A 13,824-nucleotide genomic window follows, 5' to 3' on the forward strand; every position below is an offset into this window, starting at 1 on the left:
CAATTAAGTTGGATTAGGCCTTTTCTAACTCTTCAGCCAGAAGTTTCGACTCATCACCTCTTGGTTTAGTAAAGCGAGCTAAACCAAGGTAAATAACAGGCGTTAAATAGAGGGTAAATAACACCGCCAGTGCTAAACCGCCAAATACTACCCAACCAATGGCGTTACGAGCTTCAGCCCCTGCGCCGGTAGATAAAATAAGAGGTAATGCACCCAATAAAGTTGAAACCAGTGTCATCGCGATTGGGCGAAGACGAACCAATGCGGCCTCTTCTACCGCAACTCTAACCGAGCGGCCTTGGTCACGTAATTGGTCGGCAAACTCCACCAGCAAGATGGCATTTTTAGCAATTAGACCAATCAGCATCACTAAACCAATTTGCGAGTAAATGTTTAATGATGTACCTGTTAGATATAACGCTAAAATTGCTGATGTAATACCAAATGGTACAGTGATCATAACAACGATTGCACTATTCACACTTTCAAATTGCGCTGCCAATACCAGAAGAACAATTAAAAAGGCCAGAACATAGGTCACCAATACTTCATTGGCGGTTTCTTCAAAGGTTAATGCCTCACCTTTAAACGCCAAGCTGATACCCGCAGGCAAAGATTGCTCTGAAATATCACGGATTTTTGTTACCAGCTCAGCAATAGTTACGCCCTCTGGCATTTCCATACTCAGTTCAATAGCACGGCGCTGCGCGTGGCGCTCAAGCTCAGCGGCAACACCTTCTTCAGTAATCGTTGCCACACTACTCAATGGCACTAATTGACCATTACGGCCACCAACATACAAGTTAGCTAAATCGCTCGGGTTTGTGATGGTTTGGTTTTGTGCTTGCAACATAATCGGGATTGATTGGTCACCAATGTTTAAATCGGCAATATCATCACCATTGATTGCAGCACGTAACGTTACTGATATATCACTGAGCGATACGCCTAGCTCTTCAGCACGACGTCTATCAATATTAACCCGTAATTGTGGCTGTGACGGCTGATATGAAATACGCACAGGGGCCACTTCTGGCACTGCTTTTTCTATTTCAGCAGAGAAGTCTTGCGCAGCTTTAAATATCTCGAGGTAGTCTTGGCCCAATAAGGCAAGCTCAATACCACCGCCTTGACCACGCAAGTTCAAGCTATTTGAACCACCAAGGTAACCAGCCGCACCAGGAATATTCCCTAAGGGCTCACGTATTTTATTGATAATTTCTTGCTGACTAAAATGACGTTCGTCCCAATGTTTTAGCGGCACAGTAATAAATACAATATTTGGATCCCATTGCCCAACCACAGTGTAAATAGACTCAATATCACCACTTTCAACATACGGCAGTAAGATATCTTCCATTTGCACCGCTTGCCTGTCCATAAAGTTCAAGCCAACACCATCAGGGCCACGGGCAAAAATACGAATTTTACCGCGATCTTCTGTTGGTAATAGCTCGTTATCTAAATTGAAATACAGTGCCCCAGAGCCTGCAGCGACCAACAAACACGCAAAAAAGGTAAGCCATGCATGTTCAAGTACACCATGTATTGTACGCTTATAAACAGCAGCTAAAACATGGCCAACTTTCGCAAATGGATGAAAACCGCCCTGCTTTAATTTCAATTTTGATGTCAGCGCAGGGACCAAAGACAGCGCTACAAAACTTGAAATGATCACAGCGCCAGCTAATACACCACCAAACTCTCTAAATAGTCGCCCAGCTGTTGATGGTAAAAAGGCAATAGGCACAAACACCGCAGCTAATACGGCGGTTGTTGCAACAACAGCAAAGAAAACTTCACGGGTACCAACCACTGCAGCTGCACGACGACCAAGACCTAAGCCCCGTTGACGTTGAATGTTTTCACTTACCACAATGGCATCATCTACTATTAGGCCAGTAGCTAATACTAGTGCAAGCAAGGTAAGAATATTAATCGAGAAACCAAGCGCCCAAATAAGTGCTAAAGAGCCAATTAATGCAACAGGTATCGCAAATGCAGGAACCAGCGTTGCGCGCCATGAGCCAATAAACACCCACAGTGTGATCACCACTAGTAGCACGGTTAGTAACAGAGAGTTAATAACTTCATCAACTGAGCTTCTGATAAACTGCGCATCGTCAGAGGTTAAAGTAAATTCCATTTCAGGAAAACGCACTCGCATACGCTCGATTAAAGTTAGCACTTCATCCGAAATTTCAATGGTATTAGATTGCGCCTGACGAATAATTTCCATGCCAATCACAGGTGTGCCATTAAGCCTTACGAATGAACGCGGATCAGCTGGCCCAAAGTAAACAGCCGCAACATCGCCAATACGGGTATCGTCTCGTACAATGATATCGGCTACTTGTTCTGCAGAGATTGACGTTGCATCAGCACGAACGATTACCTGTTGGTCGCTTGATTTTAAACTACCCGCCGGCACATCAAAGGGAGCCTGACGAAGTACGTTGGCAATATCTGGTACGGTAAGGTTAAAGCTGCTTAGCTTAAGTGGGTCGATGCGCACTCTAAGAACCCGTTCACGGTCGCCATTTAAACGAACATCGGCAACCCCTGGAATGGTTAAAAACTGCGGGGCTAAGTCAACATCAACACGCTCTGTCAACGCCTCAAGGGATAAGCTATCACTTGATACCGTTAACGATACAACCGCTTCGGCATCATTATCGGCTTTAATAATTGATACCCGTTCAACTTCTTCGGGTAATTCTCGCTGCACACGGGCTACCGATTCGCGTGTTTCGTTTGCAGCATCATCTAGATTAACACCGGGGCGAAACTCAACCACGATACGAGCATTGTTTTCTTCACTTTGCGCACGAATCGACTTTACACCACTTACCCTCGCAACCGCCCCTTCGAGCTTACTAGTTACTTCGGTATCTACAGTCTCCGGTGAACCACCCGGAAAAGACGCTGATACAGTAATACGTGGTCTATCAACATCAGGAAGCTCACGTACTTCAACCCCTGCTATTGCAGCGATACCGGCAATAATAATGAGTAAGTTAAGTACCACAATTAAAACAGGGCGACGTATCGCCATTGATGGCAAGTCTTCCATCATAGGTTGCTGTTTCATCATTACTCCTTGGCTAGCTGCACTTCATTGATGAAATTAAGCTCTTGATTAGGTCTTAGGCGCTGAACGCCTTCTGTCACCAATAAGTCACCTTCGTTTAAGCCACCAGAGACTAGTAAACGCCCTGCTAAGCGCTGCTCAATTTTAACATCAACGCGTGTGGCTTTTTTATCGACACTCTTCCATACGTAAGGGCCTGCTGCCCCCCACATCATGGCTGCTTCGGGTACTACAGCAAGCTCTTCACCTAGAATATTTATGTGCACACGAAAGCTCATACCCGGCATAAATTGCTGAGCATTATTGTCAAGTTTGGCTTTTGTTCTGAGTGTGCGGGTTTGCGCATTGATACGCGAATCAAGCTCTGCCACCTTAGCCGTGTAAGCTTTATCGCCTAACCAAGGCACTACTTCGACCGAAGATTTTTGTTTAAGCACTGAGATAGCGGCTTCTGGGGCATTAAAATTGATATAAAGCTCAGAAATATCATCGATAGTGGCAATGGCTGTTTGGGTTGTGATCCTATCGCCTACTTCGACGTCAGTTAAACCCATAACACCACTGAACGGAGCACGAACTTCGCGGTCTTCACGCTCTGTTTTCGCTTGCATTAACTGGACTTTTGCAAGCTCATAAAGCGTTTTCGCATCATCTAAATCACTTTGCGGCACCGCGCCACGAGCGTGGCTTTCTTCAAGCCTTTTCATGGTGCGCTCAGCATCTTTTAAGGTAATTTCTGCTTCGATCAACGCTGCTTTTTGTCTACGTGAATCAAGCTCTAATAGTAAGTCACCTTTGGCAACGTTATCGCCTGGTTTAAAGTAAACAGCGGTGACTCTGTCCCCAACGGCTGGGTAAAGAGTGACAGAGTGAATCGCTTCTGCATTACCCACTGCTTTTATCTGTTGTTTAGACTTTTCAACAGACACTGATTCTACAACTACATTAGCCGCCTCTGCGACGGAAACACAACTAATACAGGCAATTAAAGTCCATGTATGTAATTTGCCAATTGTCAAGATTTCACCTAAATAAGAATCGTTTTAATTGTTACGAAGTGTAACAGCTTTGTGATCAATAAAAAGCTGACTTCGTTTAATAAACAATTAGCCAAGGTGAAATAAACGCATACATCGCCTGTGTTTTCTAATTAGAAACGACAATGTGATGAATCGACCTCTTTTAAGTGTGCTTCGCTTGCTATGGTTACCTCTACACAATCAGATTGATCAGTTATTTGTTCCTTTTGAATAGGCATAAAAAAACCCCAGACTATGCTGGGGTTTCTATCAATTTATAAAGCTAACAATTACTGTTGGCGCTGCGCTTCTTTTTGCGCTTTTTTAGCTTCTTTACGCTTACGAAGAACTTCTTGCGCTTCGTTACCGATGTGACCTTCACCACGCGCTTGTGCTAACTCGATTTGCTTTTGACGCTCAGCAAAACGTGCACGTTGCTCTTCTGTTAGGCTGTCGTGACAGTGATGACACGAAACACCTTCCATGTACTCAGGCTTTTGCTTTTCTTCTTCAGTGATAGGCATACGACATGCGTGACATTGGTCGTAAGAGCCTTTTTGTAAATCGTGATTTACCGCTACACGGTTATCAAATACAAAACACTCACCTTCCCACATGGTTTCTTCTTTTGGTACTTCTTCTAAGTACTTAAGAATACCGCCTTCAAGGTGGAATACTTCGTCAAAGCCTTGCTCTTTCATGTACGCAGTTGATTTTTCACAGCGAATACCACCGGTACAGAACATAGCAACTTTCTTGTGCTTTTCTGGGTCTAGGTTTTCTTTCGCCCATGCCGGGAATTCACGGAATGTCTTCGTGTTTGGATCAACCGCATTTTGGAAAGTACCGATCTCGATTTCGTAATCGTTACGCGTATCGATAAGAATCACTTCAGGGTCTGAAATTAATGCATTCCAATCAGCTGGTTTTACGTATGTACCCACTACTTCACGTGGGTCGATACCTTCAACACCCATAGTTACGATTTCTTTTTTCAGTTTTACCTTAGTACGGTAGAACGGGCATTCGTCATCGTATGACTCTTTAGTCACAATGTTGTCTAGGTTTGGTTGTGCATCTAACCATGCAAGTAGGTTGTCGATACCTTCACGTTTAGCAGAAACAGTACCGTTGATACCTTCAGCCGCAAGTAACAAAGTACCGCGTACTTCATTGTCTTCCATTACTTTAAGTAGTGGTTGGCGAATCGCTTCAAAATCAGGAAGGGCTACAAATTTGTAAAGTGCGCAAACAACAAAGTGCTCGCTAGTTACATTGTCTTTATGAACAGCAGTCATGGTTTTACCTTTTGCTTTAAATGCCCATGTGGGGCGTTAACCGAATCGCAAATCCGGCGCATTGAGGGCGCGTATTTTACGCGAATTAGCGATAATTGCAAAAACTGATGCGAAATAGCTGTGTTTTTACTGTCTCCAAGTGAGGCAAGTGCGTTATAATGAACAGGATTTACAAATTTTGCTCATCGGAGATTACGCATTGCATTTTACTGAACTTGGGATTGATTCACGCCTCGAAAAACAACTTGCGCATCAAGGCATCACCCAGCCCACTGACATTCAAGCTCACGCGGTACCAACAGCTATCGCAGGCCATGATATTTTTGCACAGTCAAAAACAGGATCGGGCAAAACGCTGGCGTTTTTATTACCTGCTGTACAGCGCGTAATGAAACAAAAAGCACTCAGTAAACGCGACCCGCGCGTTTTGATCGTTGCGCCTACCCGCGAATTAGCAACCCAAGTGTACAGCCAATTAAGGCTATTAATTGCCGGCACAAACATTAGTGCAGTAAAAGTACTGGGTGGTGAAAACTTTAACGATCAAATTAAAGCGCTTCGTAAAGACCCTCATTTTGTAGTGGGTACTCCGGGGCGTTTAGCTGACCATTTGAGTCAACGCTCATTACAGCTTTCAGGCTTAGAGCTTTTAATTTTTGATGAAGCTGACCGTATTTTAGATTTAGGCTTTACCGATCAAGTTAAAATGATTAACGAGCTTGCTGATCACCGTTTACGCCAAACGTTATTGTTTTCAGCAACCCTTGACCATGCACAAGTTGATGCTTTGTCACGTAACCTTTTACGATCACCAAAACAAATTCTGTTAAGTGCATCAAACGAGCAACATAGTGACATTACTCAGCAACTTTATTTAGCTGATCACTTAGATCACAAAGAAGCGCTACTAGAGCACTTTGTAAAACAAGACAATGTTGGCCAATGCATTATTTTCACCGCAACACGTGCAGATACTCAACGTTTAAGCCAGCTATTAAATGATAAAGGCTTTAAAGCGCAAGCGCTTGCGGGTGACTTAACACAGGCTAAGCGCCTTGAAATCATGGATGCCTTCAGCCGTGAAAACTTTAAAATTTTGATCACCACCGATGTTGCATCGCGTGGTCTTGATTTATTAAGCGTCACCCACGTAATTAATTTTGACCTACCAAAACATGCTGAAGAGTATGTGCACCGTATTGGTCGTACTGGTCGCGCAGGCTTTAAAGGAACTGCTATTTCGTTAGTAGGCCCGAAAGATTGGCCAAGCTACAAAGCAATTAAAGCATTTTTAAATGATGAATTAAGCTTTTTCACCGTAGACGGTCTTGTTGGTAAATTTAAAGGTCTGCGTGAGAAAAAACCAAACACAGTTTGGAAAAAAGCAGAGAAAAAAGTGGCTGCTAAACCTGCAAAACCAAAACGCAAAGCAGCCCCTAAAAAGCCTAAAGCCCCTATTCAAGCACCAATTGATGTAGATGGTTTTGCTCCAATGCGCCGTAAGAAAAAGCCAGAACAGGAATAATAATGAGTATTTTAGGAACCACACAAACCCTTTTCGTTAACGAAATGTCTAACGAAGGTGCTTATTTAGATGGCCGTGATTTAGGCGAAGTATTCTTACCAAGCAAAGAAATTGATTACGAACTAGAAGCTGGCGACAGCGTGCAAGTATTCATTTACTTAGATCACGCAGGTCACCCAACCGGCACCACAAAAAAACCTTTAGCTGAAGTGGGCGAATATGCCCTACTACGTGTTAAAGCCATCAACAGCACTGGTGCGTTTATGGATTGGGGCCTCGAAAAAGACGTACTAGCGCCATACAACGAACAAAAGCCAAAAATGAAAGACGGCTTTTCGTATCTTGTACGCTTATATCTCGATAACGCCAGCCAACGTATTTGTGCATCGAGCAACTTTAATAAATTTTTATCGAAAGATGAACCAACTTACGCTGTAATGGAAGAAGTTGACCTCATCGTTGCCGGTAAAACAGACCTTGGCTACAAAGTACTCGTGAACGAAGCCCACATTGGCGTTGTTTACTACAACACGGTATTTAAAAAGCTATTTGTTGGCCAGCGTTTAAAAGGCTTTATTCAAAAAGTACGTGAAGACGGTAAAATCGACGTACTCCTTGAAAAGCCAGGTATGGGTAAAGTAAACGACTTAGGCGAAAAAATCTTAGCAAAATTAAAAACCGAAGGCGGCGTACTTCACCTAGGTGATAAGTCAGACCCTGAAGCAATAAAAAAGACTTTCTCAACCAGTAAAGCAAACTACAAAAAAGCCATTGGCGGTTTGTTTAAGCAAGGTTTAATCGAGATTGAAGCAACGTCGATTAGATTGAAATAGGCTTCGGGCTTCGGGCTTCGGGCTTCGGGCTTCGGGCTTCGGGCTTCGGGCTTCGGGCTTCGGGCTTCGGGCTTCGGGCTAACAAAGTATATATTATAAAAAAGAGTAAAGTATGTGCTTTGCTCTTTTTTACAAATTTTAACGCCGAATTAGAGCAAAAACCAACGCCCGCATTTGGGGCCGTAGTGAAACGCAGCGGAACGAAGATCCCAGCCCCGGAGGGCGGAACAATATGCGCTTGTTAATTTCAATTTAGCGGTTTTCTATCCGCGATTAATGCATTTGTTAAAGTAACCAAAAGCAGGTATACAGACTTCAATACTTCGTTGCCAGCTTCACTACTTTCATCTTCTTCTATGGAGGTAAGCCAAAACCAAGGGTGGTTGCAGTTGCATTTCAACTCACTTTCATTGCCCAAACAAAATTTACCACCACAGTCCCAACACCAAATATGAAAATCCGCACAGACATCGCATTTACCAATAGTAGTAATTGATACTGGATTAGATGGTGCTCCTATACCCATAGGCAAATCCCAAAGTACTAGACCTCGCTCTTTTCTTTCATTGCAACTATCACTTATACAGTCATCCCACAGCGAGAGATCGACATTTTCTAATTCAGAAAGAGCAACAATTTTCAAATTAATATAATCTTGTGCTCTTCTTTTTGCCGCATCACTATAGCCGTTTGGACAAACTAAAATGCCAACTTTTGAGGAGCAGTCCATCATCATTCCATGGAAGCTTTCAACGTCTTTAACATTAAGGGGACGGCTATATTTCTTAGCATCTACAATAACCCTGCGATTTCTATCGACACCAAAGCGAGAGTCTATTAGGACATCAACTTGCCTAATCGTTTGACTTAAGCAACCTTTGATTTTGGCATTTGGAATAACCGTGACATCTTGAGATTGATATTCTTCAGAGCAAAGTTCGGCTATGAAACGCTCATACTTCTTCCAGTCAGTCATAGTCAGTCACCTTCGAAAATTAACGCCTCGTTAAGAGGCAATAAAGTAGTTGGCTAAAATTAGCGACGAAGGAGCAAAAGCCAACTGTTTTTTGTCCTTTTAAACGACTTGTTAGCGCTTTTAAACCAACCTGTTAATAGACTTTTCTAAATTAGCTATTGATACAGACATATAGTGTCGCAATCTCTTACTTCCTTTTATACCTCTATTTGGATCGGTAATCCTATCTCTTTGTTTAGCTGACATTGATGAATTCAAACATTGCTGAAATTGGAGCTCATCTTCAAAAATTGTTTCTACATATTTTAGATCAGGGAAAGAAATCATAGCTTTTGCCGGGCAACTAACAATTGTACTCAATAAACCTTTATCCAATGTGGTAACACTTGGAATATAAAAGTTATTTTCTTTTTCTTCTGTTAGCAAAGTCTCGGTGAAACGAAATATAAATAAATCCCACGCTAGAGCGCCAATACGGTCAACTGATTTACTCTTAGGGGATTTAAGTAACTTTTCATCGAACACAGGTGTAAAATAACCAACACTGAACCCAATTACAGCTTTCCAAGCAAAATATAACTCTTTTAGAGGCAATACACCTAGTTCATTTAAACAATATTCGATGAGATTATTTAGAGCTATTTCGATAGTTATGTTATTAGTTGTCCAGCAAAGTTGAAATGTTTTAAGCATAACCGCATAAATTAAATCTCTACGATCAATCATATTCCACGTATGCTGATTGGACCTATAGCTCATCCACACCGATTCAGCTTGCTCAATATATGGCGCAAATAAATCATCTTGATTCGAAGATGAAGTTAAATTTCCTCGTAATTTATTGTCGAAATATATCGCAGCTGAGACTTTAGCAACTGGATATGGATTATTAGCACATGTAAATTCTCTTAAGTTTTCAAGCATAGGGAAAGAATAATCAAATCCTCCTCCATATACCTCGCTGACTGCTTCGATCACTTTTTCAACTTTTTTCCTTGTTGAAAACTCAGCTCCTTTAAAATATTTTGGAAGATCTGACAGAAGGTTTGTATCGAATAATGCTCTTTGTTTAAAACAGATAACTGAAGTGCCTTCCTCCATTTCAGTACGTATTGAGTCAGAGTATGCCAACAAACGTTTTTTTGAAAAAACACCAGTAAATAAATGCTCTAGTGATTCGTCTATTTGAAGTTGAGCACCGGCAGCATTTGTCGAGTACAGCATTCTAATCCCGTTAAATGCTTTTTTGTCGCTGTCGACGATATCTTTTAAAGAAGAGTTTTCTGGTGCAGTTAATATTGCTTCTTTGACTTGAGTTATTTTGTTTTTATTTTGATCCATTAAATGATGACTACTTTAATTTCGACTATAGCTCTAACGCCCAAAGCAACGGTGCGTAGCATCCGCTGCCTTTGCTTTTTTGCAGTTTATTCAGGGAGAAAAACCTTGCCATGAGAACACAATGGTTTACCGGCTGGATCTCCTAAAAAACTAGATGATGCGACACCATGATTCAGCGTCTTAATTGTCGTGGCCAGCCCTGTAAAACTGTCCACCAAAGACTTGCCTCCTGGTGTGGAACTAGTACCTACTTCACTTAACGTACCTTGAGCGGACAGTTTAACGGTAAATGTCGAAGTCTCGAAAAATGCAGGATCATATTGAACAACATACTCATTGTCAGGATCAGGAATTAATTTTTCTTCCGTTACTACTGTAGGTACACAGGCCTTATCTCCGGCTCCACCTGCAAAATGAGTAACCTCCCCCTTTGAATTGAGAATACGATCTTGCATGTAGGTTTCAGAATGTTTAATTAAAGGCCGGTAAAAAACGCCTTTATAGGTACCACTACAACTCCCGCTATCTTTGACACAAGCAGAATCTTTGGTTGTATGAGTATACAGATTTCCTGCGCAACCCGATAAGATAATAGAAGCAAAAACAGGCAAAGTTAACCAATAGCTTTTTTTCATCATTTCTCTCCATGATTCTCTGAAAAAAAGATCAAATGAATTGCCAGAGTTACAATTCAATTACTGCATAACAGCGTTTTACCAAAAATACCGATAAACACTCACGAGTGTTTTCCCTCACCTAAGTAAATACACATTTAAATTTATATTATCAACTTACTAACTTATGAGATGGATGGCAATAAAAACTCTTCAACCCAATATCGAGAGTTTACTTAATCGAGAATCAATATTTTTTATTAAACGAGAATAGCAGAGCAAAATAGCTTTAAAGTCAATTGCTTAATTTTAATAAAAACATAAAGCGAGAGTTCAAGAGTTTTGCATACCGAGAATAAGGCATGTAATTTCACTGCAATGAATTATAACTGGTTATAAAAACAGGTGTTTTAACTTATTTATAAACACTCATTATTGCTAAATGATCAAAGTGGAATACGTATTGACCCTCACTAAGTTTTCCTCCTTGCGCAAAAAACCTCTTACCTCGGGTTAAAGCCGCGACCTACACATTAACACGCGGAATACGATTTTCTTTCGCTAACTTAAGTTAGCCATACAAAAAGAGCATTGTATCTAGCGCGATATAAATCACGCTTACAATGCTCTTTAGAGACTATTTTAAATAACGAGGTTATTTTAGTGAGTCGTTAATTTCTTTTAGTGTTGCAACTGGGTCTGGCGATTGGGTGATTGGGCGGCCTACAACTAAATAGTCGCTGCCATCTTCAACGGCTTGTTTTGGTGTCATGATGCGTTTTTGGTCGCCTGCATCACTGCCTGCTGGGCGAATACCCGGCGTAACCAGTTTAAAGTCTGCGCCAAGTTCTGCTTTTAGCTTTTTCGCTTCTTGTGCTGAGCACACTACCCCATCAAGGCCTGATTCTTTAGCAAGGTTTGCTAGGTAAATCACTTGCTCTTCTGGTGTTTTATCTACACCTAAACGAGTAAGCTCTGCGGCATCCATACTAGTAAGTACAGTTACTGCAATCAGTAATGGTGCGTCATCACCAAACTGCACTAAAGCTTGCTTTGCTTTAGTCATCATTTCAACGCCACCAGAGGCGTGTACGTTAACCATCCAAACACCCATTTTGGCAGCTGCTGTTACAGCTTTAGCCACTGTGTTTGGAATATCGTGAAATTTTAGGTCTAAGAATACATCAAAACCTAAGTCAATTAGTTCCTTAACAAAGCTAGGGCCAAAATACGTGAACATTTCTTTGCCTACTTTAAGGCGACACGTATCAGGCGATAATTGCTTTACAAACGCAAGAGCTGTTTGTTGATCATCATAATCAAGGGCAATTAATACTTTTTTTGAATCTTCGACAGACATAACTTTCCTAAAAACTAATGGACTAATATGAATTAAAAACCGTCTATGCCACGGCTTGGAACAATTGTTTCCCAGTGCTTACAAGATGGACATACCCAATAAATGGTATGACTGGTAAAGCCACAGTGTTGGCACTGAAAATCAGGTTTGGTTGCGATATAAGACGTTACTAGCTTATCAATTTGATCGAGTACATCTTTAATATCGTTGTTTTGCTTGGCAAGTAGCTGTAATAAAAAACTAAAGCCACGAATAGTCGGATGACGCTTTAAACTATCCGTTAAAAATTTAATTGCTTGCTCGATGTGGCCTTGCTCAAGTAAAGCTTGGCAGTGTTTTATTTTTATTAATACACCACCTTTATCGAGCAATTCATTGAGTAATTCGTAAAACTGATGCGTTAAATTAAGCTTTTGATAGCTCAGTGCTAATTCTTCAATAAATACCGGCGCAAAAAACGTGAATTGGCTAATCAACTCACGCCAATAGTAAATTGCTTTTACATAATCTTCTTTGGTGAAAGCACTGTGACCAAGCTCATACAGTGGGCGAATGGCTTTGTGGTTTAAGCTAATGGCTTTACGCATAATTTGCGTATCGTTATCTTGTAAGGCTGCTTCACAGTAAAAATTGGCAATCGCTTTTACATGCTGAGGTTTAGTGAACAACTCACTGTGGGCCTCGTACATGTTAATGCCCTTTTCCCATTCACGGGTTTGTGAATAAAGATTAATAATAGGCTCTAACGCTTCTTTATAGCCTGCCTTAACAAGCCATACTAAATGCTCTTCTGCACCATCTAACAAGCCTGCCATTATGTAATCTTCAGCAAGCTCTAAGCGGCTGGTTGCAGCTTGTTGCTCATCAAGACTTGGGTGTTTTAATAGCAGCTCATGAATTTTAATGGCGCGGTCAAGTTCGCCACGGCGGCGGAACATAGTTGCTAGCGTTGAATAGTGTTCAACAGAATCAGCAGCAACTTCGAGTAGATTAATAAGGTGTTCTAAGCCTTGGTCTTCTTCTCTGTCTAAGAGAAATTTAAGGCCTTTAGAATATTCAGAGGTAATTTGGCGATTAAGCTGATGAGCTTGGTTTTTAGCGCTGTTTTTACCCATTATCCAACCGTAACCGGCTGCAACGGGTAAAAGTAAAAACAGAAGCTCAATCATGATTAGGTGTCTTTATTAGCAACAAGCTTTTTATTGTTATTTTCAGGCGCTAATTTCTTTTTTAAACGATAATTTTGCCACTTTAACTGAGAAAACAGAGTAAAGCTTATAAAACAACCAATTGCGACACCTAAAATAAAGCAGATACTTATTACAACAGCAAGGGGCAAAGTATTACTCGCGATTAAATAATTGATTTGCACCAATTGTGGATTCTGTGAACCAAGTACAAACGCAATAAATAAACACAGCGCAATTAATACAATTTTTAATACCCTAAACAAGTAACTACTCCTGTATAAAACTAGGCAATACTCGCATTTACGCGGTCACGTAATTCTTTACCTGGTTTAAAATGTGGTACGTGCTTACCGTCTAACTCAACTGTTTCGCCAGTCTTTGGATTACGACCTGTGCGAGGAGAACGATAATGCAATGAGAAACTTCCAAAGCCACGGATCTCGATGCGATCTGAGCTAGATAATGAGCCGGCCATTTGTTCAAGAATTTCTTTAACGGCATTTTCAACATCTTTCACAGGGATGTGTGCGTGTTGCTCGGCAAGTTGTTCTATCAATTCTGACTTAGTCATAGCGTT

General features: G+C 41.3%; 12 protein-coding genes. 2 read left to right on the forward strand and 10 right to left on the reverse strand.

Features of this window, described 5'->3' with window-relative positions; genetic code table 11:
• Positions 1 to 13 precede the first annotated feature (13 nt).
• The 3 genes from IRQ78_RS04740 to trhO all read right to left on the reverse strand — a co-directional run bounded on the left by IRQ78_RS04740 (position 14) and on the right by trhO (position 5,408).
• Positions 14 to 3,091 (reverse strand): efflux RND transporter permease subunit, encoded by a 3,078-nt coding sequence (locus IRQ78_RS04740; RefSeq protein ID WP_194441498.1) that lies wholly within the window; start codon positions 3,089 to 3,091, stop codon positions 14 to 16.
• Between the two features lie 2 nt (positions 3,092 to 3,093).
• Positions 3,094 to 4,110, reverse strand: a complete 1,017-nt coding sequence (locus tag IRQ78_RS04745) for an efflux RND transporter periplasmic adaptor subunit (RefSeq protein ID WP_138619466.1) — start codon at positions 4,108 to 4,110, stop codon at positions 3,094 to 3,096.
• 290 nt (positions 4,111 to 4,400) lie between these two features.
• Positions 4,401 to 5,408, reverse strand: coding sequence for an oxygen-dependent tRNA uridine(34) hydroxylase TrhO (gene trhO / locus IRQ78_RS04750; protein ID WP_054551341.1), 1,008 nt, complete (start codon positions 5,406 to 5,408; stop codon positions 4,401 to 4,403).
• A gap of 199 nt (positions 5,409 to 5,607) precedes the next feature.
• Here trhO and IRQ78_RS04755 point away from each other — a divergent pair, with 199 nt between their 5' ends.
• Both IRQ78_RS04755 and IRQ78_RS04760 read left to right on the forward strand, forming a co-directional pair.
• The gene (locus tag IRQ78_RS04755; RefSeq protein ID WP_194441724.1) at positions 5,608 to 6,933 is read left to right on the forward strand and encodes a DEAD/DEAH box helicase; all 1,326 of its coding nucleotides are present in this window, start codon (positions 5,608 to 5,610) and stop codon (positions 6,931 to 6,933) included.
• A 2-nt stretch (positions 6,934 to 6,935) separates the two neighbouring features.
• Complete coding sequence (locus IRQ78_RS04760; RefSeq protein ID WP_194441499.1) at positions 6,936 to 7,766, forward strand: CvfB family protein; 831 nt, start codon at positions 6,936 to 6,938, stop codon at positions 7,764 to 7,766.
• A gap of 247 nt (positions 7,767 to 8,013) precedes the next feature.
• Here IRQ78_RS04760 and IRQ78_RS04765 read toward each other — a convergent pair whose 3' ends face one another.
• From IRQ78_RS04765 to ihfB, 7 genes are all read right to left on the reverse strand, one after another.
• The gene (locus tag IRQ78_RS04765; protein ID WP_138619462.1) at positions 8,014 to 8,742 is read right to left on the reverse strand and encodes a restriction endonuclease; all 729 of its coding nucleotides are present in this window, start codon (positions 8,740 to 8,742) and stop codon (positions 8,014 to 8,016) included.
• Between the two features lie 120 nt (positions 8,743 to 8,862).
• Complete coding sequence (locus IRQ78_RS04770; protein WP_194441500.1) at positions 8,863 to 10,083, reverse strand: hypothetical protein; 1,221 nt, start codon at positions 10,081 to 10,083, stop codon at positions 8,863 to 8,865.
• Between the two features lie 86 nt (positions 10,084 to 10,169).
• Positions 10,170 to 10,721, reverse strand: a complete 552-nt coding sequence (locus tag IRQ78_RS04775; protein WP_138619460.1) for a hypothetical protein — start codon at positions 10,719 to 10,721, stop codon at positions 10,170 to 10,172.
• Positions 10,722 to 11,352: 631 nt separating this feature from the next.
• Positions 11,353 to 12,057: an orotidine-5'-phosphate decarboxylase gene (pyrF, locus tag IRQ78_RS04780; protein ID WP_194441501.1), complete on the reverse strand. Its 705-nt coding sequence runs from the start codon at positions 12,055 to 12,057 to the stop codon at positions 11,353 to 11,355.
• A gap of 32 nt (positions 12,058 to 12,089) precedes the next feature.
• Positions 12,090 to 13,226, reverse strand: a complete 1,137-nt coding sequence (gene lapB, locus IRQ78_RS04785; RefSeq protein WP_058585078.1) for a lipopolysaccharide assembly protein LapB — start codon at positions 13,224 to 13,226, stop codon at positions 12,090 to 12,092.
• Between the two features lie 2 nt (positions 13,227 to 13,228).
• Positions 13,229 to 13,510 (reverse strand): lipopolysaccharide assembly protein LapA domain-containing protein, encoded by a 282-nt coding sequence (locus IRQ78_RS04790; protein ID WP_194441502.1) that lies wholly within the window; start codon positions 13,508 to 13,510, stop codon positions 13,229 to 13,231.
• A gap of 20 nt (positions 13,511 to 13,530) precedes the next feature.
• Positions 13,531 to 13,818: an integration host factor subunit beta gene (ihfB, locus tag IRQ78_RS04795; protein WP_036968575.1), complete on the reverse strand. Its 288-nt coding sequence runs from the start codon at positions 13,816 to 13,818 to the stop codon at positions 13,531 to 13,533.
• Positions 13,819 to 13,824: the final 6 nt, after the last annotated feature.

The sequence above is a fragment of the Pseudoalteromonas simplex genome (assembly GCF_015278155.1).
GTDB classification, from domain to species: domain Bacteria; phylum Pseudomonadota; class Gammaproteobacteria; order Enterobacterales; family Alteromonadaceae; genus Pseudoalteromonas; species Pseudoalteromonas simplex.

Coding starts and splice junctions, on each gene's coding strand:
- IRQ78_RS04775 (WP_138619460.1), bottom strand. CDS start 10,721: ATGATGAAAAAAAGCTATTGGTTAACTTTGCCTGTTTTTGCTTCTATT.
- trhO (WP_054551341.1), bottom strand. CDS start 5,408: ATGACTGCTGTTCATAAAGACAATGTAACTAGCGAGCACTTTGTTGTT.
- pyrF (WP_194441501.1), bottom strand. CDS start 12,057: ATGTCTGTCGAAGATTCAAAAAAAGTATTAATTGCCCTTGATTATGAT.
- IRQ78_RS04770 (WP_194441500.1), bottom strand. CDS start 10,083: ATGGATCAAAATAAAAACAAAATAACTCAAGTCAAAGAAGCAATATTA.
- IRQ78_RS04765 (WP_138619462.1), bottom strand. CDS start 8,742: ATGACTGACTGGAAGAAGTATGAGCGTTTCATAGCCGAACTTTGCTCT.
- ihfB (WP_036968575.1), bottom strand. CDS start 13,818: ATGACTAAGTCAGAATTGATAGAACAACTTGCCGAGCAACACGCACAC.
- IRQ78_RS04740 (WP_194441498.1), bottom strand. CDS start 3,091: ATGAAACAGCAACCTATGATGGAAGACTTGCCATCAATGGCGATACGT.
- IRQ78_RS04760 (WP_194441499.1), top strand. CDS start 6,936: ATGAGTATTTTAGGAACCACACAAACCCTTTTCGTTAACGAAATGTCT.
- lapB (WP_058585078.1), bottom strand. CDS start 13,226: ATGATTGAGCTTCTGTTTTTACTTTTACCCGTTGCAGCCGGTTACGGT.